Source organism: Zoogloea sp., assembly GCF_023150065.1.
Taxonomy (GTDB): domain Bacteria; phylum Pseudomonadota; class Gammaproteobacteria; order Burkholderiales; family Rhodocyclaceae; genus Zoogloea.
Map to the genome: position 1 here is coordinate 98,422 of NZ_JAKLLN010000008.1, position 23,250 is coordinate 121,671.

Sequence of the window (23,250 nt, forward strand, 5' to 3'; positions counted from 1 at the left end):
GTCGTCCTTCATTTTCCGATGGCGGTTTCAAGCTTTTCGACAAGCGTGGCCAGAATCTTGACCCGCGCGAAGTATTTGTTGTCGGCCTCGACCAGGGTCCAGCCGGCATTCTCGGTGCTCGTGCGGTCGATCATGTCGCACACGGCGGGCTCGTAGGCCGGCCACTTTTCCCGGTTGCGCCAGTCTTCGGCGGTGATCTTGTAGCGCTTGAAGGCCTCTGCCTCCCGGGCCTTGAAGCGCTGGAGCTGCTCGTCGCCGCTCACCGACAGCCAGAACTTGACCACGATGGCGCCCGCCGACACCAGCTGATCCTCGAAATCGTTGATTTCCGCGTAGGCCCGCATCCAGTCGGCCTCCGAGCAGAAGCCCTCGACCCGCTCCACCAGCACCCGCCCGTACCAGGAGCGATCGAAGATGGCCACCTTGCCCTCCCGCGGCAGGCGCCGCCAGAAGCGCCACAGGTAGGGCTGGGCGCGCTCCTCGTCACTCGGCGCGGCGATCGGGATCACCGAGTACTGGCGCGTATCCAGGGCCTGGGTGACGCGCTGGATGGCGCCACCCTTGCCAGCCGCGTCCATGCCCTCGAACACCAGCACCAGGCTGCGCCGGGCAAAGGCATCACTGCGCACCGCCAGCGCGAGGCGCCCCTGCAGCTTCTCGAGCTGCTGCTCGTAGGTCTTCTTGTCCATGGGCTGATCCAGCACCAGGGCATTGAGGAGATTGCGCTGATCGACCGGAGCGGGCAGCAGGGGCGCGGTAAGGCGTGGCCGGTACCCCTTGCCGATGGCATCCAGCTTGCGTTGCATGCCATCCAGCAGGGTCCGCCCCACGTGCACCGCCCGGTAGTCGGGGTCTGAGCCATCCACGATCACCCACGGGGCAATGCCGGTGCTGGTCCGGCGCAGCACGTGCTCGGCCACCTCACGGTAGTGGTCGTATTCCTCGTAGAACTGCCAGTCCGCCTCGCGCACCCGCCAGCGGGTGTCGGGATTCGCCTCGAGGGCCTTCAGACGCTTCTTCTGCCCGCTCCGGGAGAGGTGGAACCAGAACTTCACGAGCAGCACCCCCTCGGCGGCAAGCATGGCCTCGAAACGGTTGAACTCGGACAGACGCTGGTCCAGGCGTGCCTTCTTGATTCTCTTGAAGGTCCGGTCACCGATAGGCTCCGAATACCAGTTGCCGAACAGGATGCCGATCTTTCCCTTGGGCGGCAGGGCACGCCAGAAGCGCCACAGGAAGGGGCGCTCACGCTCCTCCTCGGTGGGCCGGTCGAAGGCATGCACCTCGATGTGCCGCGGATCCATCCACTCGTTGAGGAGATTCACCGTCTCGCCACGCCCGGCGCCGTCGATGCCGTTGATCAGGATCACCGTGGCGAAGCCCTTTTTTTCGAGCAGCTCGAACTGGGCGTTGAGCAGCGCCGTGCGCAGTTGCGGTTCGATTTCGTCGTACTCGGCCTTCGACAGCCGGTGACCCAGCTCCGCGGACTCAAACATGCGCCTCTCCCGAAAAATCGCCCCATAGGGTTTGCAGCGCGGCCAGGGCCGCCAGACCGGCGGTTTCGGTACGCAGCACCCGCGGCCCGAGGGCCAGGGGCGCGCAACCAGCCCGCTCGGCCAGGGCCAGTTCAGGCGCCGACCACCCCCCCTCCGGCCCGATCAGCACGGCCAGCGGCCCATGCGGAGCAGCCTTGCGGGCCAGCGCCCCGGCCGCACCGGGGGCCAGGATCAGGCGCGCGCCGTCGGCCGGCTGCGCCAGGTAGCGGGCCAGGCTGAGGATCTCTCCCACCACCGGCACCCGGTTGCGCCCGGACTGCTCGCAGGCCGCCACCGCGATCTGCTGCCAGTGGGCCACCCGCTTTTCAGCCCGGTCACCGGACAGCTTCAGCACCGAACGCTCCGCCGCCACCGGCTGGATGGCCACCGCGCCCAGCTCCACCGCCTTCTGCACGACCCAGTCCATCTTGTCACCGCTGGCCAGGGCCTGCACCAGGGTGATCGCCAGGGGCGACTCCTGCTCGATCGGCAGACGCGGCCCGAGCCGTGCCAGGGGCTGCTTGCCCAGGGCGGTCAGGGTGGCAGCGAACTCACCGCCACGCCCATCGAAGAGGACCACCGGATCACCCACGGCAAGGCGCAGAACACGCTCGGCGTGGTGCGCCACCGGCACCGGCAGGGCAATTTCACAATCGGGAGCAAGCCCCTCGGGGCAGAAGAAGCGCGGATTCATCATGCTATTATCGCCAAAACCACGTTACTCAACGGGACTGAAACGCAGCCCGCGCCAGCCATGCTGGCGTGCCCGACGCTTCAGCCCAGCCGGGCCCGGCCGTTAAGGTCGTGGTCTTCATGTCCTTGGCTTCCCAGCACCCGATGACCAGCGCCCAGCGCCTCGAATACGCCCGCACCCTGGCAGAAACGGTTCGCCGGATGGCCCGTGAGACCATCCTGCCCCGCTATCTGCGCGCCGTACGCGAACAGAAGGCCGACGGCAGCGTGCTCACCGAGGCCGACCTGGCCTCCCAGGCCGCCCTCGTGGAATGCCTGCCCGAGCTCATCATGGCACCGGTACTGGGCGAGGAAATGACCGCCGAGGAGCAGGGACGCGTCTGGCACGAAGGGGCCAACGGCCTGTGGGTCATCGACCCCATCGACGGCACCACCAACTTCGCCAACGGCATTCCCTTCTTCGGGGTGGCGGTGGCCTACCTGGTCAATCACAAGACGCAGATCGGGGTGGTCTATAACCCGGTCACCGACGAAGCCTTCTACGCCGGCCGGGGGGCCGGCGCCTGGCTCAACGACATTCCGCTGCCCATGCGCCAGCCCGCCAGCCGCCTCAAGGAGGCCGTCGCCGGTGTGGACTTCAAGCGCATCAGCCACCACCTCGGCGACGAGCTGGCGGTCCGCCCGCCCTATTACTCCCAGCGCAATTTCGGCTCCAGCGCCCTCGAATGGTGCTACGTGGCCGCCGGACGTCTCGACGTTTACCTCCATGGCGGCCAGATGCTGTGGGACTACGCCGCCGGCCGCCTGATCCTCGAAGAAGCCGGTGGCAGCTACAGCACCCTCGGCGGCACACCGCTCACGGCCGGGCCTGCCATCAAGCGCTCGGTCATCGCCGCAGCCAGCCCGGCCCTGTTCGAGCAGTGGCGCACCTGGCTGCACGCCCACTCCTGAGGGTTTGATCGACGCCGGCGGTCCGTTTTTTGCTGGTTCAGCCCGCCCGGGGCGCAAAATCCTGCGATCGAGTGCTTTTGGAACAGGCCATGCCCCGTGCCCTGCTCCAAAACTACTCACTTTCGGGAAGCAGTCATGTCCATGAAGCACCCCATCATCGTGGTCACCGGCTCCTCAGGCGCCGGCACCACCACGGTGAAACACACATTCGAAGGCATTTTCTGGCGCGAGAAGGTCAACGCGGCAATCATCGAGGGAGACAGCTTTCACCGCTATACCCGCGAAGAGATCCGCCGTCTGATCATCGAAGCCGAGAGCAAGGGGCAGCGGGGCATCAGCCATTTCGGCCCCGAGGCCAACCTGCTCGAAGAACTCGAACAGCTTTTCCGTACCTACGGCGAATCCGGCGGCGGCAAGCGTCGCTACTATCTGCACCACGCCGAGGAAGCGGCCCGGCGCGGACTGCGTCAGGGTGATTTCACCCCCTGGGAGGACCTCCCCCAGGACACGGACTGCCTGTTCTACGAAGGCCTGCACGGCGCGGTGATCACCGACAAGGTCAACACCTGTCGTCACGCCGACCTGCTGATCGGCGTGGTTCCCATCACCAACCTGGAATGGATCCAGAAGATCCACCGGGACACCAAGACCCGGGGCTATTCCCTGGAGGCAGTGCAGGAGACCATACTGCGGCGCATGCACGACTACGTGCATTACATCGTGCCCCAGTTCTCCCACACCCACATCAACTTCCAGCGGGTGCCCATGGTGGACACCTCCAACCCCTTCATCGCCCGGGACATCCCGACCGCCGACGAATCAATGGTGATCATCCGCTTCCGCGACCCCCGCGGGGTGGACTTCCCCTACCTGCTGCGCATGATCCACGACAGCTTCATGAGCCGCGCCAACACCATAGTCGTGCCGGGTGGCAAGCTTGATCTCGCCATGCAGTTGATCCTCACCCCGCTGATCTGGAAGCTCATGGAACGCCGCCGGCAGTGGGTGTGAGCGACTGAAAACCCGGCCCCGCTCAGCGCGGGGCGGCCGCAGCGATGTCCTTGCCCACCTCGGTCTTCAGATCATCCCGGAACTCGCCCTCCCAGCCTTCGCCGCTGGCCCAGTAGAGGCGCCCGAGCCCGTGCTTCTTGCCGAGCACCCAGGCACCTTCATAACGGTTGCCGTTCTTCCAGGCGTAGGTGCCCTGGCCATGGAAGAGCCCCCGTGAGAATTCACCGGTGTAACGATCGCCGGAAGCAAACACCAGGGTGCCGCGCCCGCCGGGCTCACCATCCTGGACAGCCCCCTCGTAGCGGTTGCCACCCGGAAACTGGATCACCCCGTAGCCCACGGCCCGATCATCCACCCAGTCACCCTCGTACCACTGGCCACCCACCCAGTTGAAACGCCCCTTGCCCTGGCGTCGGCCCTTGACCAGCGTGCCGGTGAAGCGCTCACCGTTGGCCCATTCGACCGATCCGGTACCGCTGACCTCGCCCGTATCGGAGACGATGGAAAAAGCCCCCCGGTAGGTGGTGTCACCGGCGACCACCACCCCATCGGTGGCCGGCGCCGGCCGGTGTTCGACGACCGGCACATCCGCTGGCCGGGGCTGCGCCACCGCCGGTTTGGAGGGTGCCGGAGCATTCACCGTCGATGCTGCAGTCCGCGTGCCCGCCACCAGAGCGTTCCCCGGCGTTGCTGCTGTCGTCGCAGCTCCGGCAGCGGCGGTCACCACCGGCGCCGGGCCTGGCGCTGCAGGCTGTCCACTCGCTCCGGCGGGGCCCGGCGGGGCCACCTTCTTGCTACCGTACATTGCGATGGCCTGGGCGGGCAGCGGCGCACCACGCTCCCGGGCGAGGGCATCCGCATTCGTGCGGGCAAGGGTCTGGGGGGCGCCCCGACAGGCGGTGGCGGCATCCCGCCACCCCACCTCGGCGCGGATGGACAGCTGATCCCGCTCGCTGGCCGACAGGCCGGCACCGTTCGTTTTGAGGCGCTGGGCCTGATCGGTGGCGGCATCCCACAGGGGACCGCAATGTTCGGCGTTGTGAGCATCCACGTGGGTCTGCTCGGCCTTGCGCTGGGCCTGCTGCTGGCGGGTGCCGGAGCATTTGTCCGCCGCCCCCTCCCAGGCCATGGCGGCCTTGTCGTAGAGCATCGCCGCGTCGTCCCAGCGTTTGTCCTTCCAGGCACCGCGGGCGTAATCCACCAGCGCGCCGGCGCTCTTCCAGGCCGCATCGCAGGCGGGCCCGGCGCTCAGCAGTTCGGCATTCGCAGCCCGCAACCGCACCGTGGCGGCGAGGCTCTTCTCGGCCTTCTCCCGATGGGGCGACTGGCACAGCCCCACCGCCTCGCGCCACACTCCCTCGGCCTCACCGAGGAGGCGCTCGACCTCGGCCGGGTCTCCCTTGTCGTTGCGCGCCGCGGTAGCCCGCAGATCCAGATCGAGTGCCTTGTCGAGCCGCGGCAAGCACTCGGACTGATGGGACATGGCGCCCTCTGCCAGCTTGAGCTCCGCCGTCGCCCGGTCGCCCTGACGATTGGCCTGGATGGCCACCGAGGGGCAGGCCGCCGCCACCTTGAGGAAGGCACTCCCCGCCTCGCGCAGCACCGGCACCGCCTCTTTCCAGCGCCGCGCAGCCGAGGCGTGCGCCCCGCGCTCGAGGAGCACCTCGGCCTCTTGCAGGAGCACCGGACAATCCACCACCACAGGCGCCGCCGCAGACTCGGTCGGCATGGCTGCAGCAGCATCCGGCTGCTGGGCCCCGACGGCGCTGGCGATGGCGGAAACACACAGGACAGCAAGGGAGAAGGCACTCGTTTTCATCATCACTCGGCCCCCGACTCCAGGGGCATCCTCAGCATTGCATCGATCAAGCCGCCACCGCCCTGCCCGGACGCCAGCATCGTGTCATCACTCTCGGCCTTCATGGCGTGCTGACCAGCATCCTCCGAAGCACTCGGCAGATCGGTCAGTCGGAGGGCGAACACCTCCAGGGACGCCCCCTTCAGCACGGCCGCCAGCATCTCCTCCCGCTGGGTCTGACGCGCCAGCGCCGCAAAGCCCTGCAGGCGCTCCTCATCGAACACGAAGGCATTATTGACCAGCCCCCGGTCCAGCAACTTCTGGTGCAGCGTGGCCCCGGCCAGGGGGTCGCCCCCCACCGCCACGATGCGGTCGTAGGCCCAGCGGTCCGCGTAATCGAAGACCGTGGTCGCCACCCACGACAGGCTCGACACCGACAGGCCGACGCGCATCATGAAGGACTCCCGCAGCACGTTGCCGGCCTGCATCGCCACCACCTTGCCCACCTCTTCCCCCACCCGCTGGGCGTACTCCCGGCTCGCCTGTTCGGCGATACTGCGCGCCGCGTCCTGGAGCGCCTGCTTGGCCGCGGCTTCACTTGCCGACTTGGCCGCCGCCGTGGCGGCCGCCTGGGCCGCCTGGTTGGCCGCCACCTTGGCCGCCTGGGCTGCGGCGTTGACGCCCACCGCCAGGGAAGCGATATCGAACAGGGTGGAGACGATCTCCTTGCTGTAGTGATAGGTCTTCATGCGGGCGCCGCCCTCTTCGGACAGACCCTGGGTCCACAGCACCATCCACAGGGCTTCATCCGGGGTGATCTGGGGCACGAAGAGATCCAGCGGATGGATGCTCATCAGCCAGTGGAAGTCCTGGTAGGCCGGCGTCAGGGGTGGCGCCAGGCGGGTGTAGCCGCGGCACACCTCGAAGGGCCTGACCATCACCGTGCGCCCGGCCGCGGTCTTCACCGGGAAGGGATCACCGTCATCGCGCAGCTCGGCGAGCTCCAGGAGCATCTTGTTGGTGTCGTCCTTGCGGTAACCCTTCAGCTCCACGAGCTTGTCGCCCAGTTGCAGACCGCTGTCCGGGGTGGCGGCGATCACGGTGAGGCGCTCATCCACCTGCAGCGCCCGCACCCAGGCCACCCGATCGTCGACGGGCCACTCGTAGCTCGTGGCCACGCTGAAGGGCAGCTCCCACTGGCGGCTGCATCCCGGATCCTTCAGGGCCGCGGAGCGGACGATGGCCGGACGCAGGGCACGCTCGCCGTGGCCCATCAGGCGCAGGTTGGCGAGCAGCGTCTCGTTCACCTTGCGGCCATCGTCGACGGTGTATTTCATCGTGCTGCATCCGCTGATGAACAAGGTCGCCAGCAGGGCAAGCAGGACAGCCAGTCGGGAAGGGACGAGGGTCGGCACAGCGTGCTGTAAGAAAATGTAATCACCGGGACGAGCCGCGATTATGCCGGAGTTTTGGCGCCCTGACCGCAAGCGCCCGCGCGCCCACAAATCCCCCGTCAAGGCTACCCAAGTGCCAGTAAATCAAAGATAATTGCGGTCTTTGCGCGCCGTTCCCCCGGCCCAAGGTTCTTCGATGTCTTCTTCGCGTAACGTCAAGCCGCCCGTCTTCAACTCCCTGACTGGCGCGATTCGCGCGCTGGCCATGGACGCCGTCCAGAAGGCCAATTCCGGTCACCCCGGCGCCCCCATGGGCATGGCCGAAATCGCCGAGGTGCTGTGGCGGCGCCATCTGCGCCACAACCCGGCCAACCCCCAGTGGGCCGACCGCGACCGCTTCGTCCAGTCCAACGGCCACGGCTCGATGCTGATCTACAGCCTGCTGCACCTCACCGGCTACGATCTGTCCATCGACGACCTCAAGAACTTCCGCCAGCTGCACAGCAAGACCCCGGGCCACCCCGAAGTCGGCTACACCCCCGGCGTCGAGACCACCACCGGCCCCCTGGGCCAGGGCATCACCAACGCCGTGGGCATGGCACTGGCCGAGAAGATCCTCGCCGCCGACTTCAACCGCCCCGGCCACGCCATCGTCGATCACCACACCTACGTGTTCCTGGGCGACGGCTGCCTGATGGAAGGCATCTCCCACGAGGCCTGTTCCCTGGCCGGCACCTGGGGCCTGGGCAAGCTGATCGCCTTCTACGACGACAACAACATCTCCATCGACGGCCACGTGGATGGCTGGTTCACCGACGACACCCCGAAGCGCTTCGAAGCCTACGGCTGGCACGTCATCCGTGACGTCCAGGGCCACGACCCGGTCGAGATCGAGGCTGCCCTCAAGGCCGCACAGGCCGAAACCGGCAAGCCCTCGCTGATCTGCTGCAAGACCATCATCGGCGCCGGCGCTCCCAACAAGCAGGACAGCCACGACGTCCACGGCGCGCCCCTGGGCAACGCCGAGATCGAGGCCGCCCGCGCTTACATCGGCTGGACCCACGCCCCCTTCGAGATCCCCGCCGACGTCTACGCCGCCTGGGACGCCAAGGCCAAGGGCGCCGCGCTTGAAACCGACTGGAATGGCCGCTTCGCCGCCTACGCCGCCGAGTTCCCCGAGCTCGCCGCCGAGTTCAAGCGCCGCATGGCCGGCGACCTGCCCGCCGACTGGTCTGCCCACGTGGAAGCCGTGCTCGCCAAGGTCACCGACAAGGCCGAGACCATCGCCACCCGCAAGGCCAGCCAGAACAGCATCGAAGCCTTTGCGCCCAGGCTGCCCGAGCTCCTCGGCGGCTCCGCCGACCTGGCCGGCTCCAACCTGACCCTGTGGTCCGGCGCCAAGGGCGTCAGCAAGACCACCGGTGGCAACTACGTGTATTACGGCGTGCGCGAGTTCGGCATGGCGGCCATCGCCAACGGCATCGCCCTGCACGGCGGCCTGGTGCCCTACACCGCCACCTTCCTGATGTTCAGCGAATACGCCCGCAATGCCCTGCGCATGGCGGCGCTGATGAAGGTGCGCCAGCTGTTCGTGTTCACCCACGACTCCATCGGTCTGGGCGAGGACGGCCCCACCCACCAGCCCGTCGAGCAGACTGCCTCCCTGCGCCTGATTCCCAACATGGACGTGTGGCGCCCCTGCGACACCACCGAATCCGCCGTGGCCTGGGCGGCCTCCATCGAGCGTCGCGAAGGGCCCTCGTCCCTCGCGTTCTCCCGCCAGAACCTGCCCTTCCAGGCCCGCAGCGCCCAACAGGTGGCTGATATCCGTCGCGGCGGCTACATCCTCGCCGAAGCCGGTACTGCTGCACAGCCGGCCGCGCCGCAAGCCGTTATCATCGCGACCGGATCGGAAGTCGCCCTGGCCGTGGCGGCCCAGAAGCAGCTGGCCGACGAAGGCGTCGCGGTGCGCGTGGTGTCCATGCCCAGCACCAACGTCTTCGACCGCCAGGACGCCGCCTACCGCAGCACCGTACTGCCGGCCGGCCTGCCCCGTGTGGCGGTGGAAGCCGGCGTCACCGACGGCTGGTACAAATACGTGGGCCTCGAGGGCGCCGTGATCGGCCTCGACCGCTTCGGCGAGTCGGCCCCGGCGGGCGAGCTGTTCAAGTATTTCGGCATCACCACCGACGCGGTGGTGGCAGCCGTGAAGAAGGTTCTCGCCTGAGCGGGTGACAACCGGACACAACAACAGGGTCGGCTCCCTGCGGGGTGCCGAATGCAACGTGATTTTGGTTTCGTGTATCTGAACTAGGGAGAAGAATCGATGAGCATCAAGGTCGCCATCAATGGTTTCGGTCGTATCGGTCGCTGTACGCTTCGCGCCATCTACGAGCAGGGTCTGCAGAACGAGTTTGAAGTGGTCGCCATCAACGCCTCCGGCGATCTGGCCACCAACGCCCACCTGCTGAAGTACGACACCACCCATGGCCGCTTCGCCACCTCCGTGGAAACCGAAGGCGACAACGTCATCATCATCGACGGCAAGAAGATCCCCTTCTACTCCACCAAGGACCCGAAGGGCGTCAACTGGGGCAGCCACGGCGTTGACGTGCTGCTCGAGTGCACCGGTGCCTACACCACCAAGGCCAAGGCCCAGGCGCTGCTCGACCAGGGCGCCAGGCGCGTCCTCATCTCCGCCCCCGGCGGCGACGACGTGGACACCACCATCGTCATGGGCGTCAATGAAGAAGCCCTCAAGGCCGGCATGACCGTCGTATCCAATGCCTCCTGCACCACCAACTGCCTGGCCCCGGTCGCCAAGATCCTCTCCGACAGCGTCGGCATCAAGCAGGGCCTGATGACCACCATCCACGCCTACACCAACGACCAGGTGACCGTGGACGTCCGCCACAAGGACCTGCGCCGCGCCCGCGCCGCCGCCGCCAACATCATCCCCACCAAGACCGGCGCCGCCAAGGCCGTCGGCCTGGTGCTGCCCCAGCTGGTCGGCAAGGTGGACGGCTTCGCCCTGCGCGTGCCGACCATCAACGTGTCGCTGGTGGACCTGACCTTCACCGCTGATCGCGCCACCACCAAGGAAGAGATCAACGAGTTGATGACCGCCGCCGCCAACGGCCCGCTCAAGGGCATCCTGGCCGTCAACACCGAGCCGCTGGTCTCCTCCGACTTCAACCACACCACCGTCTCCTCCACCTTCGACGCCACCCAGACCCGCGTCATCAAGGGCGAAGACGGCTCCGTGCTGGTCAAGGTGCTGGCCTGGTACGACAACGAGTGGGGCTACTCCTGCCGCATGCTCGACGCGGCCCGTGCCTTCGTGAACGCCAAGTAACACCGCTGTTTCGACGCCCCGCCCCGTGCGGGGCGTTTTTCATTCCAGAGCCTCGAAGAACATCATCATGCAAGTCAAGAAACTCATCGATCTCGACGTCAAGGGCAAGAAGGTCTTCATCCGTGCCGACCTCAACGTCCCCCAGGACGACGCCGGCAACATCACCGAAGACACCCGCATCCGCGCCTCCATCCCGTCCATCAAGTTCGCCCTCGAAGGCGGCGCGGCGGTCATGGTCACCTCCCACCTGGGCCGCCCCACCGAGGGCGAACTGAACGCCGAGGACAGCCTTGCGCCGGTCGCCGTGCGCTTGGGCCAGCTGCTGCACAAGCCTGTGCGCCTGATCCAGAACTGGGTGGAGGGTGGTTTCGAAGTCGCCCCCGGTGAAGTCGTGCTGCTGGAAAACTGCCGCTGCAACAAGGGCGAGAAGAAGGACAACGAAGAACTCGCCAAGAAGATGGCCGCCCTGTGCGACATCTATGTGAATGACGCCTTCGGCACCGCCCACCGGGCCGAAGCCACCACCCACGGCATCGCCCGCTTCGCCCCCGTGGCCTGCGCCGGCATCCTGATGGGCGGCGAGATCGACGCCCTGGGCAAGGCCCTGCATGCCCCCAAGCGCCCGCTGGTGGCCATCGTCGGTGGCTCCAAGGTGTCGTCCAAGCTGACCATACTCAAGTCCCTGGCCGACAAGGTAGACCAGCTGATCGTCGGCGGCGGCATCGCCAACACCTTCCTGCTGGCTTCCGGCAAGCGTATCGGCGACTCCCTGGCCGAGCCCGACCTGGTCAAGGAAGCCCACGCCATCATGGACATGATGAAGGAACGTGGCGCCGAAGTGCCCCTGCCCACCGACGTGGTGGTGGCCGACGAAGTCTCCGCCCTGGCCCGCGCCAACAAGATCTCCGTCGATGACGTGGCCGTCCACGACCGCATCCTCGACATCGGCCCGAAGAGCGCCGCCCGCCTGGGCGAGATCATCGCCAATGCCGGCACCATCGTCTGGAACGGCCCGGTGGGCGTGTTCGAGCTGCCCCAGTTTGCCGGCGGCACCAAGATGATGGCCTCCGCCATCGCCCACTCCGAGGCCTTCTCGATTGCCGGTGGTGGTGACACCCTGGCCGCCATCGCCAAGTTCCACATCGCCGACGACGTGGGCTACATCTCCACTGGCGGCGGCGCCTTCCTGGAGTTCCTCGAAGGCAAGACCCTGCCGGCCATCGCCGCCCTGGAAGAGCGCTTCAAGGACTGATCCATCCGGCATCTTCAGCTCGTCGAAAGGCGGCCTCCGGGCCGCCTTTCCCATTTCGGGCAGAAAAATCTACAGCCACGCAGGCCGGGCGCCGTTATCCTGAGCCCAGGCATACAGCAGCGAGGCCACCCACCCCATGCCCCTACCGGTCAGCGCCCTCATCGGCTCGCCCCGCCGCCTGGTCACCGCCATCGTGCTGTTCCTGGTGCTCGACCTGACCGTGCTCATGATCAATCTATGGATCGCCGAACAGGTCGCCCAGGACGCGGTCGCCATCAACCTGGCGGGCCGCCAGCGCATGCTGTCCCAACAGATCACCAAGGCCCTGCTCCTCACCACCCGCCCGCGCAGCGGTGAGGATGCCCGCAGCGCCCGGCAGGAAACCGACGAGGCCTTCGGGCTCTTCGAGGAAACCCTCAAAGCCTTTGCCGAAGGGGGGAAGGCCCGGGGCGGCGACGGCACCAGCGCCCACCTGAAAGCCGTGGACGGCGAAGGCGCACGGATTGTCACCGAGGCCCGCAGCCTGATCACGCCCCTGTCGCTACTCCTCGCCGCCACCCGTGCGGAGCCAAGCGCCGAGCGGAGCCCCGCCGCCGCCTACATGGTGCAGCACAACCCCCAGATCCTGGCCCTGATGAACCGGCTCACCACCGTTCTCGAACATGATTCGATCCGTCGTACACGGGATCTCCGCCTGATCCAGAGCGGCGCCTTCGCCCTGGCCATGGCGAACTTCCTGATCATCGTGCTCGGCATGGCACGCCGCTACCGTCTGATAGAAGAAGACAGCCAGCGCTGGCGGGCGATGGCACGCCACGACCCCCTGACCGGCATCGCCAACCGCAAGGCCTTCGAGGAAGCCGCCAGTGCCCAGCTGATGCGGGCCCAGGTGGATGCCCAGCCCGGCGCGATGCTGATGCTCGACCTGGATGGATTCAAGGGCATCAACGACCGGTTCGGGCATTCTGCGGGCGACGCCATCCTGCGTGCCGTCGCCACCCGCCTGGAGGGCGCGGCCCGGGCCACCGACGTGGTCGCCCGGCTGGGCGGAGACGAGTTTGCCATCCTGTGCCCGATGCTCGGCGGCGAGGACGATGTGGGGCAGCTGTGCGAACGGCTGGTGGACAGCGTGCGGGGCATTTCCCGCGCGGATATTCCGGGCTGCCCGCTGGGCGTGAGCATCGGTGTGGCGCTGTACCCCGACGACGGCTACGACCCGGCACACCTGCAGCTGCTGGCAGACCGGGCCATGTATGCCGCCAAGCGCGCTGGCGGAAACCGCTGGCACATCGCCTGAGCAGCACGGTGACCGAAGCTCAGTGACCGAAACTCAGATCTGTTGCTCCCGGCGGATCTTCCATTCGCCGCCCTCACGCACCCACTCCAGCTGCTTGCGCCCCACGTCGCTGTAGTTGCCCGACTGGTAGCGCTGCTCGAAGATCACCGAGACGGCCTCGCCTTCGGCCTTGATGGCCGGGCCATTGACCTGCACCTTGATCTCGCCCTTCTTGTCGAGCTTGCTGCGGCGATCCGCCTCCCAGGCGGCCCGGGCGCGCTTGTCGGCAGGGACGAAGCTACTGGCGTAGAAGCCCAGGTAGCGGCTCGCGTCCTTGGACTCCCAGGCCAGGCGCCACGCTTCCAGACGGCTGGCCACCAGACGGGCAGCGTCGTCGGCGCCGGCGGCCGGCTTGGCCACAGGTGCCGGGGCGGCAGGTGGGGCAGCCACCGCCACCTTGGCGGCAGGCGCCGGGGCCGGCGCTGCGGCAACAGCCGGTGCGGCGACCACGGCGGGAGCCGAGGCTGGCTTCACTGCCGCCGCCGTGGTGGCCGCTGCCGTGCCCACCGTGCCAACCCGGCTCAGATGCTGACGGAACTCCGCATTGCCCGGTTCCAGCGCCAGGGCGCGCTCAAAGGCCTGACGGGCACCCGCCGTATCGCCCCGGGCCTGCAGGACCAGACCAAGAGTGTCGAAGAAGGTGCTGCGGCCGGGCTCCTTGTCGGCGGCGCGCTTGGCCAGGCTCAAGGCTTCATCCAGGCTGGTCTTCTGGTTGGCGAGCAGGACAGCCAGATTGTTGGCGATGCGGGTATTGTCGGGATCGATCCGCAGGGCTTCCCGGTAGGCCTTCTCGGCCTCGGCCGGGCGCTTCAGATGTGCCAGCGTCTGGGCCATCAGGGCATGGGGAAGTGAGCTGCCGGGCGCCATGGCAATCGCCCGCCGATAGGCTTCCAGCGCCTGCTCGCCGCGGCCCAGGGCCTGCAGGGCATCGCCCCGGGCCACCACGGCAGCGGCGTAGTCCTTGCGCTGGGCCAGAGCCCTGTCCAGCAATTCGAGAGCCTTCTCTGCCTGCCCCTGCTTCAGATGCGCCAGGGCCCGGGCATGCAGGACACGGGGATTGTTCGGTTCCCGGCGCAGGGCGTCGTCGAGCACCCGCCCGGCTTCCTCGGTGCGTCCATCCATGGACAGGGCCATGCCGAGCTGCAGTTGGGCCTCGACCATCTCCGGACGCAGCCTCACCACCTCGCGCAGCAGGCTGACCGCCTGCCCGGGCTTCTTGAGGGACTCGGCATAAAGGGCGGCAAGATCGAGTTTGAGCTGGGCGTCGTCCGGGCGATTGGCAATGGCGGCCCGGTAGCTCTCCTCGGCCGCTGCCGGCAGCCCCTGTTCCACCAGCAGCCGGGCCTGGGCCTGGAGGACGGACGGCTGCCCCGGCGCCATCGCCACGGCGCTGGACATCCAGTCCCGGGCGAGCTTTGCCTTGCCCTGGGCATGGCTCACGGCGGCCATGCCGAGCATGGCTTCAACTGACGAGGGGTTCTGCCGGTATGCCTCGCTGAAGGCCTTCTCGGCCTGGTCGAAGTTCCGTGCCCGCAGGGCTGCACGGCCCCGCCCCAGGGAGTCGCTGTCGGCGCGGGCGGCCCCTTCCAGCGCAGCGGCAGGGCTGCCGAGCATCAGGTCCGCACTAGCGACGAGGGAGAAGAGGGCAAGGCCCGACCCCAGGATCAGGGCTGGGTAGAGACGGGTTCGATGCATGAAGACCTCGGACGGTGAAGCGGGGCGACGCGGGCAGGAGAGTACTGGCAAGCCTCTTCTGCATCACGGAATTCGGTCACAAAACGTGTTCAGGAAAACATTTTACAGGCATATGCCAATCTGCCGCGCTGCCGGCCCGCCAGGGGCCGAAAAGAGAAAAAGGGGGCAAGCCCCCTTTCTCCGCTTCTCGCGGCATGCGCTGCCAGACGGGCCCCCCGAAGGGTGCCCGATGACGATCAGGCCTTGCGACGACGGACGGCGGCGATACCAGCCAGACCCAGCGCGCCCAGCAGGGCGGTGGCGGGCTCGGGCACGGTGCCGGTGGCCGGGGTGGCCTGGATCAGATCCTGGCTGGAGCCGTTGAGCCAGCTGGTCAGCTTGTAGTTGCCGGTGGCGGGGGCGCCAGCGGCAATGTTGCCCAGGAAGGTGTCTGCAACCAGCAGGGCCAGATCTTCTTCAAAGCTGCCGGTGTCGCCAACCCAGTTCTGGTAGGTGCCGGTGGTCAGATTGTTGTCGTCCAGGGTTTCCCACAGGGCGATCTGGAAGCCGGCCAGGGCGGAGGCATCGCTGAAGTCGAGGGTGGCGTAGCTCTGGTTGAAGAGCGCCTGGGTGCTGGCATTCACCGCGTTGCTGGCGGAGAACTCAAGACCCGGGGGGGTCAGGGCGCCAACGCCAACGCCTTGCAGCAGCTCGAAGCAGAAAGCCAGGAAGCTGGTGCCGCGGGTGAGGTTGTCGACGTTGAACACGCCGGCAACGACGTCGTCCTGCACGCCACCGACATTGACGGTGAAGGCCAGGGAGTTGATGTCCTGCTCGAGCACCAGGGAGTCAGCCTGGGCGGAAGCGCTGGCGAAAAGACCGACGGCAGCCAGGGCCACGGCGGATTTCTTGAAGAAGCTGCTGTGATTCATTGATTTTTCTCCTACGTTTAAAAAGTGACTGCGTGTCCGGATGGCGCCTTGGGCACCCACCGGGAAGATCCCGGCGGGTGCGTTGAGACTTAGGCGGCTATCAGGGCAAGTTGCTGCTCGTCGTACAGGTTGGCCAGCTGGCTCAGGGCGGTCACGGCACCGTCGCTGACGCAATTGGTCACCGTGGCGGCGGTGGCGGTCACTTCGACCGTGATCACCGTGGAGCCCAGGGCTGCGTCGAGGCTGGTGTCGTCTCCCAGCAGGGCGGACAGGCTGGGCAGTTTGATCCCGGCGGCTTCGGCATCGGCGACGGAGACGTTGAAATACACGTCGGTCATGTCGATGCTGCGGCCGTCGGCCAGGGTCGCGCTGGAACGCTCGAGGTGCAGGTTGCCCTGCTCATCGATGGCGGGCAGCTCGGTGAAAGCCACCTTCAGGCTGGCCACACCGGCTTCGGCGAGGCTGCGCAGCTCACCTTCATCGGTCTGGTGGTTGCCATTGAGATCCTGCCACACGCGCAGATCGCCGAATGCGGCATCCTTGGCATCCACGTAACCATCGCCGTTGCTGTCGAAGTTTTCGAGCTTGGCGAAGCCGTCACCCTTGCTGTAGCCGCCGAACAGCTCGGCCACGCTGGAGATCTTGCCGTCGTGGTTGATGTCGATGGCCAGGAAGGCATCGCCCGCAGAGATCCAGCCACTCCCGATGCCCTTGCCGGTACCCAGCAGGTCGAAGGTGCCACCCGAGTTTTCACGGGCGATGGTCTGGATGCCGTTGCCGTCCAGGTCGAGCACAATCGGAGTGATCGCGGCGTCCCAGGTCATGTCGGCCTCACCGGACACCAGGGTGGTGTAGTTGGTGTAGGCAACATCGGTGGTGCTGTAGGCATCGGCGTCCTTGGTGTCGTCGGTGCCAACGTCCTTGGCAGCCCAGTACCACTTGGACATATCCACACCCAGGTAGGTGGTGGCGGACTTGTCGAAGACGATACGGTAGGTGCCCGGATCCAGGTTGGTGAACTTGTAGTTGCCGTTCACATCCGTGTAGGTGGTGGCGATGGTGGTGCCGACGGAGTTCTGCAGCAGAACCTTGACGTTGCAGATACCAGGTTCGGTGCTGTCCTGGATGTCATTGTGGTTCTTGTCTTCCCACACCTTGTCACCGATGCTGGCCTTGCGATACAGGCCGGCATCCAGCTTCAACTGCGACTCACCGGCAGCCAGCGCAACGGTGCCGGTGTAGCCCGACGAGTTGACCGCGCTGTCGGTACCGTTCCAGCCTGCCTGATCCTGCTTGGTGTAGTAGTAGCCGGTCGGAGCCACCACCTGCACCTTGTAGTTGCCGGCGTTGAGGTTGCTGAACAGGTAGTTGCCGCTCGCGTCGGTCGTGGTGGTGGCCACCACGGTGCCGGCGGAGTTGAGCAGCTTGACGGTCACGCCCTTGATGCCGGCTTCGCCCGCGTCCTGGATGCCGTTGTAGTTCATGTCCTCCCACACCCGGTCACCGATGGAGCCGGTGGTGGGCTTGAAGTAGATACCTGCATCGAGGGACACGTTGTTCTCGCCTGCCGCGAGGGTGACCACACCCGACTTGCCGGTGACGGTATCCACGTCGGAATCCGCACCATCGTTGGTGCCTTGGTCCTTCGCCGAGAAGGCGTAGCCGGTGGGGGCCACGACCTGCACGGAGTAATCACCCGGGTTCAGGTTGCTGAACTTGTAGTTGCCGTTGGTATCGGTGGTGGTCGTCGCCACCACGGTGCCGCTGGCGTCGAGGAGCTTGACGGTCACGCCGCTGGCGCCCACTTCACCGGCGTCCTGGATGCCATCCTTGTCGGCGTCGCACCACACCTTGTCACCCAGCGAGGCACGGGCCTTGTAGAAGCCGGCATCGACGGTGAGGTTGTTGCTGCCGCCGGTCAGGGTGTAGAGACCGGAGATACCGCTGGCGTCGATGTCGCTGTCGGTGGCATCGGTCGCCACGGTGGCGTCCTTGGTGGTGATGACGTAGCCGGTCGGGGTAACGACCTGGACCTTGTAGCTGCCGGCGGGCAGGCCGCTGAACAGGTAGTTGCCGCTGGCGTCGGTGGTGGTGGTGGTGAGCACGGTGCCGGCGCTGTTGAGCAGCTTGACGGTCACCCCGGCGATGCCGGCTTCACCCGCGTCCTGACGGCCGTTGGCGTTGGTGTCTTCCCAGACCTTGTCACCGATGCTGACATCGGTGGCGCAGAAGGCGGACGGCGTATTCACGACCAGGTTCTGGATCTTGAAGTAGTCGTTGGTCTCACCCGGTGCCGCGGCAACGATGAGCACGTTGCCCACGAAGCCGTTGGCGTTCAGGTCGGCCCAGCGGGCGGACGTGAGGGTGGTGGCATTGACTTCGGTGAAGCCCATGCTGGACAGCACCGCGTCGGACAGGGTGATGTGGCTGTCGAAGGCCCCATTCACGGTGCCGATCCACACCTTGGCGTCACTGTCGCCCACTACGTAGCCCAGGTAGGCCTTGTCGACCACCACGGCCTGGTTGAACTCGAACAGCACGTAGTTATCACGGGTGCCGTTGTTGTCCACCGTGTGGGTGTTGCCGCTACCGGAACCTTCCGAGCTATCGGTCACGCCCAGGCCGCCACCGTAGGCACCCAGGTAGGCCTTGGCCCACGCACCGGTGGTCTTGTCACGGCTGAAGGCGCTGGCATTGACATTGATGCCGTTGTTGGTGAAGCACAGCACGTTGCCGTCGGTACCGTCGGTCGCCATGTTGCCGTTGAAGTCGAAGGTGGCGGTCACAACCTTGGCAGCCAGGCCGGCGTCCCAGGTCAGATCGTTTTCACCCGACTCGAGCACGGTGGTCACGGTCTTGCCGGTGGCCTGGTCAGCATCGGAATCCACGGCATCGTTGGTGCCCTGGTCCTTGGCGGTGATGGTGTAGCCGGTGGGGGCCACGACCTGCACCGAGTAGCTGCCCGGCACCAGATCCTTGAACAGGTAGTTGCCGTTGGCGTCGGTCATGGTGGTGGCCACCACGGTGCCGGCGCTGTTCAGCAGCTTCACGGTGACACCCACGACACCCGCTTCATTGCCGTCCTGAATGCCATTGGTGTTGCAGTCGGCCCACACCTTGTCGCCGATGGAAGCCTTCTGGTAAAGGCCCGCATCCCAGGACAGATCCGCTTCGCCGGTGGCCAGCGTGGTCACGACGGTCTTGCCGGTGGTCGGGTCGAAGTCGCTGTCGATGGCGTCGTTGGTGCCCTGATCCTTGGCGCTCAGGAAGTAGCCGGTGGGGGCCACGATCTGGGCGGAGTAGTCACCCGGGGTCAGGTTGTCGAACAGGTAGTTGCCGTTGGCATCGGTGGTGGTGGTGGCCACCACGGCACCGGCGCTGTTGAGCAGCTTCACGGTGACGCCGGCAATGCCGCCTTCGCCTGCTTCCTGGATGCCGTTGGCGTTCTTGTCCAGCCACACCTTGTCGCCGTAGGAGGCGGTGGATTGGGTCAGGCCCGCATCCACGGAGGTGTCGGTTTCGCCGGACTCGAGGTTGATGACGCCGGACTTGCCGGTGCTATCCACATCGCTGTCGGTGGTGTCGTTGCCGCCCAGGTCCTTGCCGGTGAAGCTGGTGCCAGCCGGAGCGACGACCTGAACCGAGTAGTTGCCCGGCACCAGATCCTTGAACAGGTAGTTGCCGTTGGCATCGGTCGTGGCGGTGGAGACCACGTTGCCGGTGCTGTCGAGCAGCTTCACGGTCACGCCGGAAACACCGGCTTCGCCCGCGTCCTGAACACCGTTCTTGTTGGTGTCCATCCACACCTTGTCACCCAGGGAAGCCTTCTGGTACAGGCCGGCGTCCCAGGTCAGGTCGGTCTCGCCGGCGCTGAGGGTGGTGTTGATGGTCTTGCCGGTGGTCGGGTCGATGTCGCTGTCGGTGGCGTCGTTACCGCCCTGGTCCTTCGGGCTGACGAAATAGCCGGCCGGTGCAGCGATCTGCACGGCATAGTCGCCCGGGGCCAGGTTGCTGAACTGGTAGTTGCCGTTGGCGTCGGTGGTGGCGGAGCCCACCACGGTGCCAGTGCTGTCGAGCAGCTTGACGGCGACACCGGCGATACCGGCCTCACCGGCGTCCTGCACGCCGTTGGCATTCTTGTCCAGCCACACCTTGTCGCCGATGGCGGCGGTGCGCTCATCCACGAAATCGTTGCCGGTGCTGGAAGCGCCCGGGGTCAGATTCACCGCGATGCTGTTCGGGTTGCCGCCATCAACGTCATTGACGTCCAGGTAACCCGGCTTGTTGGTTTCGACGACGGTGTAGTTGCCGGCCGGCACGTTGTTGAACGTGTAGTTGCCGTTGGCATCGGTAGTGGTGGTCTGCACCACGGTACCGGTGCTGTCCTTCAGTTGCACAGTCACGCCAGCGATGGGGGTGTCGCCGGTGTTGTTGTTGTCCACATCCTCGCGCACGGTGCCGGAGATGGAACCGGGGTTGGCCACAATGCCGGCGTCCCAGGTCTTGTCCGATTCGCCCGAATCCAGAACGGTCTGGATGGTCTTGCCGGTGCTGGTGTCGGCGTCGCTGTCGGTGGCGTCCGAGCCCACGTCCTTCGAGGTGAACACGTAGCCGGTGGGCAGCGTGGCCTTGTCGAACTGCACGCTGTAGGTGCCCGGCTTCAGGTTGGTGAAGAGGTAGTTGCCGCTGGTGTCGGTGGTCTGGGTGGTGACCACGTTACCGGCTGCATCCAGCAGCGAAACCTTCACGCCCTGCACGCCGGCTTCGCCTGCGTCCTGCACGCCGTTCTTGTTGGTGTCGTACCAGACCTTGTCGCCCAGCTCGGCCAGCTTGTACAGGCCCGCATCCACGTTCGGGTTGTTCTGGCCCGACTGCAGGGTCACCGGAGCGGTCACGCCAGCAGCATTGATGTCGCTGTCGGTGGCTTCGTTGCCGCCCAGGTCCTGGCCGGTGATCTCGTAGCCCGCCGGCTTCACCACGGCAACCGTGTAGGTGCCCGGGGTGACGCTGAAGCTGTAGTTGCCGTTGGCGTCGGTGGTGGTGGTGCTGACCACGTTGCCGGCGGTGTCCTTGAGCTGAACGGTGACGTTGGCGATACCGGCTTCGCCGGCATCCTGAACGCCGTTGGCGTTCTTGTCTTCCCACACGCGGTCGCCCAGGGTGGCCGGACGCTCATCGACGAACACGTTGCCGGTGCTCGAGGAGCCCGGGGTCACGGTCACGGCGATGGTGTTGGGGTTGCCGCCGTCGCTGTCGCCCACGTCGGTGTAGCCCGGCTTGTTGGTTTCGACAACGGTGTAGTTGCCCGGGGGCACGTTGTTGAAGGTGTAGTTGCCGTTGGCGTCGGTGGTGGTGGTTTGAACCACGTTGCCCGCCGGGTCCTTCAGCTCGACGGTCACGCCCGGGATCGGGGTGTCGCCCACGTTGTCGTTGTTGTTGTCTTCCAGCACGGAGCCGGAGACCACGCCCGGCAGGCGCTCATCGACGAAGTCGTTGCCGGTGCTGTTGCCACCTGCCGGCAGAGTCACGGAGATCACGTTGGGATCGCCGCCATCCACGTCGCCCACATCCGAGAAGCCCGGCTTGTTGGTTTCGACGACGGTGTAATTGCCGGCCGGCACGTTGTTGAACGTGTAGTTGCCGTTGGCGTCGGTGGTGGTGGTCTGCACCACGTTGCCCGCCGGGTCCTTCAGCTGCACGGTCACGCCGGCGATGGGGCTGTCGCCGGTGTTGTCGTTGTCCTGATCTTCCGACACGTTACCGGAAATGGTGCCCGGATTCGCGACGATGCCGGCATCCCAGCTCAGGTCGGACTCGCCGGAGACGAGCACGGTCTGGATGGTGGTGCCATCCTGCGGATTGACGTCGGAGTCGGCGGAGTCGGCGCCCGCATCACGGGTGGTGAAGCGGTAGCCGGCGGGCAGCGTGGCCGGGTCGAAGGCGATGCTGTAAACACCGGGCTTGAGGCCGGAGAACAGGTAGTTGCCGTTGGCGTCGGTGGTGATCGGGCCTTCAACGGCGTTGCCGTTGGCGTCGAGCAGGCGGACCTGGACGCCCTGGACGCCGGCTTCGCCGGCATCCTGCAGGCCATTGCCATTCACGTCGAGCCACACGCGGTTGCCGATTTCGGCGGTGCGGAACAGGCCGGCATCGACGGTGTTGTTGATGTCGCCCGCGCCAACGGTGACGAGGTGGCTGAGACCGGTGCCGTCGATGTCGCTATCGATGCCGTCATTGGCGCCCACGTCCCGCTCGGTGGCGGCATAGCCGTTGGGGGCCACGACGGTGACGAAGTAGCTGCCCGGATTGACGGTGAAGCTGTACTTGCCGGCGCTGTCGGTGGTGGTGGTCTGCACCAGGTTGCCCTGGGGGTCACGCAGTTGAACGGTCACGCCGCCGATACCGGCTTCGCCGGCGTCCTGCAGGCCATTGCCGTTCACGTCTTCCCACACGGTGTCGCCGATGACCGCCTTGGCGGGGACGGGCACGTTGAAGGTGAAGGTATTGGGGGTCAGGTCCAGGTCGTTGCCGCCGCAGCCGTCAGTGCCGCCGGTGTCACGCACCTGGAAGGTGAAGCCGATGGCGCCACCCGCATCGCTGGGAGCCAGGTAGGTCAGGCTGCCGGCAGCCACGTCAGCGGCCAGGACTTCCTGGCCGGCGGTGACGGCGACGCCGTTGAGCAGCAGAGTGCCGGCGCTCGGCAGGCTGGTGATGACCACGGACTTGAAGGCGTCGCCTTCGACCGCATCGGTAAAGCCGAAGTCGGCCAGACCCAGCACGTACACATCGCCGCTGGCGACGTTGGCGGAGTCGTCGGCGCCGGAGGGCGCGTCATTCACGGGGGTGACATCGATGGTGATGTCGAGGATGAAGCTGTTGCCGGTGCTGTCGGTGCCGAGAACGCGAACCTTCAGCTCGCCGTTGAAGTTCGGGAGCAGGGAAGCATCGACAGTGAAGGTGTCCTTGTCCACCGCCGTGAAGTAGCCGGAGGTGGTTTCGACGTACTTGGTGCCGTCGTAAACGTAGAGTTTGATGCGAGCCGGATCAACAGCGGAGTAGTTGGGATCCGCCTGCTTGAGCAGATCGAACAGCTCGAAATTCTTGCTGGTGTCTTCGCAAAGGGAAACGCTGGTTGAGTACCGCGAAGTTGCCATGAACGACCTCCATCTTTTTGCGTGTTATGTCGCCTGCCCTTCGAGAAAGGGAGACGAAGAAAGAAAAACGGAGATCCAACTGCAATTTGCGGGCCACCAAGACATCAACAACTGTCAAAAACGAGAATTTCAAAGCCCCTCAACAACTTAATGGGATCTGCAGGG

Annotated in this window: 13 protein-coding genes; 6 read left to right on the top strand and 7 right to left on the bottom strand. The window is 66.2% G+C overall.

Features of this window, described 5'->3' with window-relative positions; genetic code table 11:
* Positions 1–8: 8 nt before the first annotated feature.
* Complete coding sequence (gene pap, locus L6Q67_RS11750; protein ID WP_296569488.1) at positions 9–1,496, bottom strand: polyphosphate:AMP phosphotransferase; 1,488 nt, start codon at positions 1,494–1,496, stop codon at positions 9–11.
* Entirely contained in the window at positions 1,489–2,229 is a 741-nt protein-coding gene (locus tag L6Q67_RS11755; protein WP_296569566.1) for a 16S rRNA (uracil(1498)-N(3))-methyltransferase, read from the bottom strand. The genes pap and L6Q67_RS11755 overlap by 8 nt, the downstream gene beginning before the upstream one ends.
* Before the next feature lie 119 nt (positions 2,230–2,348).
* Here L6Q67_RS11755 and L6Q67_RS11760 point away from each other — a divergent pair, with 119 nt between their 5' ends.
* Complete coding sequence (locus L6Q67_RS11760; RefSeq protein WP_296569489.1) at positions 2,349–3,179, top strand: inositol monophosphatase; 831 nt, start codon at positions 2,349–2,351, stop codon at positions 3,177–3,179.
* 135 nt (positions 3,180–3,314) lie between these two features.
* The gene (locus tag L6Q67_RS11765; RefSeq protein WP_296569491.1) at positions 3,315–4,190 is read left to right on the top strand and encodes a phosphoribulokinase; all 876 of its coding nucleotides are present in this window, start codon (positions 3,315–3,317) and stop codon (positions 4,188–4,190) included.
* Positions 4,191–4,212: 22 nt separating this feature from the next.
* Here L6Q67_RS11765 and L6Q67_RS11770 read toward each other — a convergent pair whose 3' ends face one another.
* Both L6Q67_RS11770 and L6Q67_RS11775 read right to left on the bottom strand, forming a co-directional pair.
* Complete coding sequence (locus L6Q67_RS11770) at positions 4,213–6,012, bottom strand: hypothetical protein (protein WP_296569492.1); 1,800 nt, start codon at positions 6,010–6,012, stop codon at positions 4,213–4,215.
* Positions 6,012–7,325, bottom strand: a complete 1,314-nt coding sequence (locus tag L6Q67_RS11775) for a hypothetical protein (RefSeq protein ID WP_296569493.1) — start codon at positions 7,323–7,325, stop codon at positions 6,012–6,014. Before L6Q67_RS11775 ends, L6Q67_RS11770 begins: the two co-directional genes overlap by 1 nt.
* 253 nt (positions 7,326–7,578) lie before the next feature.
* Here L6Q67_RS11775 and tkt point away from each other — a divergent pair, with 253 nt between their 5' ends.
* From tkt to L6Q67_RS11795, 4 genes are all read left to right on the top strand, one after another.
* A complete protein-coding gene (gene tkt, locus L6Q67_RS11780) occupies positions 7,579–9,609 on the top strand; it encodes a transketolase (RefSeq protein ID WP_296569495.1) in 2,031 nt (676 codons plus the stop codon).
* 99 nt (positions 9,610–9,708) lie between these two features.
* Positions 9,709–10,737 carry a type I glyceraldehyde-3-phosphate dehydrogenase gene (gap, locus tag L6Q67_RS11785; protein WP_296569497.1) on the top strand — a complete coding sequence of 343 codons (1,029 nt, stop codon included), beginning with the start codon at positions 9,709–9,711 and terminating at the stop codon, positions 10,735–10,737.
* A 67-nt stretch (positions 10,738–10,804) separates the two neighbouring features.
* Entirely contained in the window at positions 10,805–11,989 is a 1,185-nt protein-coding gene (locus L6Q67_RS11790; protein WP_296569498.1) for a phosphoglycerate kinase, read from the top strand.
* A 136-nt stretch (positions 11,990–12,125) separates the two neighbouring features.
* Positions 12,126–13,286 (top strand): diguanylate cyclase, encoded by a 1,161-nt coding sequence (locus tag L6Q67_RS11795; RefSeq protein WP_296569500.1) that lies wholly within the window; start codon positions 12,126–12,128, stop codon positions 13,284–13,286.
* 33 nt (positions 13,287–13,319) lie between these two features.
* Here the strand turns inward: L6Q67_RS11795 and L6Q67_RS11800 are convergent, their stop codons facing one another.
* From L6Q67_RS11800 to L6Q67_RS11810, 3 genes are all read right to left on the bottom strand, one after another.
* Entirely contained in the window at positions 13,320–15,020 is a 1,701-nt protein-coding gene (locus L6Q67_RS11800) for a tetratricopeptide repeat protein (RefSeq protein ID WP_296569502.1), read from the bottom strand.
* Positions 15,021–15,256: 236 nt separating this feature from the next.
* Positions 15,257–15,931, bottom strand: coding sequence for a PEP-CTERM sorting domain-containing protein (locus L6Q67_RS11805; RefSeq protein WP_296569504.1), 675 nt, complete (start codon positions 15,929–15,931; stop codon positions 15,257–15,259).
* An 89-nt stretch (positions 15,932–16,020) separates the two neighbouring features.
* Positions 16,021–23,085 carry an SdrD B-like domain-containing protein gene (locus L6Q67_RS11810; protein WP_296569506.1) on the bottom strand — a complete coding sequence of 2,355 codons (7,065 nt, stop codon included), beginning with the start codon at positions 23,083–23,085 and terminating at the stop codon, positions 16,021–16,023.
* Positions 23,086–23,250 lie beyond the last annotated feature (165 nt).

What these genes read in the sequence shown, in the direction of transcription:
- L6Q67_RS11755 (WP_296569566.1), bottom strand. Translation starts at nt 2,229, where the DNA reads ATGAATCCGCGCTTCTTCTGCCCCGAGGGGCTTGCTCCCGATTGTGAA.
- L6Q67_RS11790 (WP_296569498.1), top strand. Translation starts at nt 10,805, where the DNA reads ATGCAAGTCAAGAAACTCATCGATCTCGACGTCAAGGGCAAGAAGGTC.
- tkt (WP_296569495.1), top strand. Translation starts at nt 7,579, where the DNA reads ATGTCTTCTTCGCGTAACGTCAAGCCGCCCGTCTTCAACTCCCTGACT.
- L6Q67_RS11795 (WP_296569500.1), top strand. Translation starts at nt 12,126, where the DNA reads ATGCCCCTACCGGTCAGCGCCCTCATCGGCTCGCCCCGCCGCCTGGTC.
- L6Q67_RS11775 (WP_296569493.1), bottom strand. Translation starts at nt 7,325, where the DNA reads ATGAAATACACCGTCGACGATGGCCGCAAGGTGAACGAGACGCTGCTC.
- L6Q67_RS11810 (WP_296569506.1), bottom strand. Translation starts at nt 23,085, where the DNA reads ATGGCAACTTCGCGGTACTCAACCAGCGTTTCCCTTTGCGAAGACACC.
- L6Q67_RS11765 (WP_296569491.1), top strand. Translation starts at nt 3,315, where the DNA reads ATGTCCATGAAGCACCCCATCATCGTGGTCACCGGCTCCTCAGGCGCC.
- L6Q67_RS11800 (WP_296569502.1), bottom strand. Translation starts at nt 15,020, where the DNA reads ATGCATCGAACCCGTCTCTACCCAGCCCTGATCCTGGGGTCGGGCCTT.
- L6Q67_RS11760 (WP_296569489.1), top strand. Translation starts at nt 2,349, where the DNA reads ATGTCCTTGGCTTCCCAGCACCCGATGACCAGCGCCCAGCGCCTCGAA.
- L6Q67_RS11770 (WP_296569492.1), bottom strand. Translation starts at nt 6,012, where the DNA reads ATGATGAAAACGAGTGCCTTCTCCCTTGCTGTCCTGTGTGTTTCCGCC.
- L6Q67_RS11805 (WP_296569504.1), bottom strand. Translation starts at nt 15,931, where the DNA reads ATGAATCACAGCAGCTTCTTCAAGAAATCCGCCGTGGCCCTGGCTGCC.
- gap (WP_296569497.1), top strand. Translation starts at nt 9,709, where the DNA reads ATGAGCATCAAGGTCGCCATCAATGGTTTCGGTCGTATCGGTCGCTGT.
- pap (WP_296569488.1), bottom strand. Translation starts at nt 1,496, where the DNA reads ATGTTTGAGTCCGCGGAGCTGGGTCACCGGCTGTCGAAGGCCGAGTAC.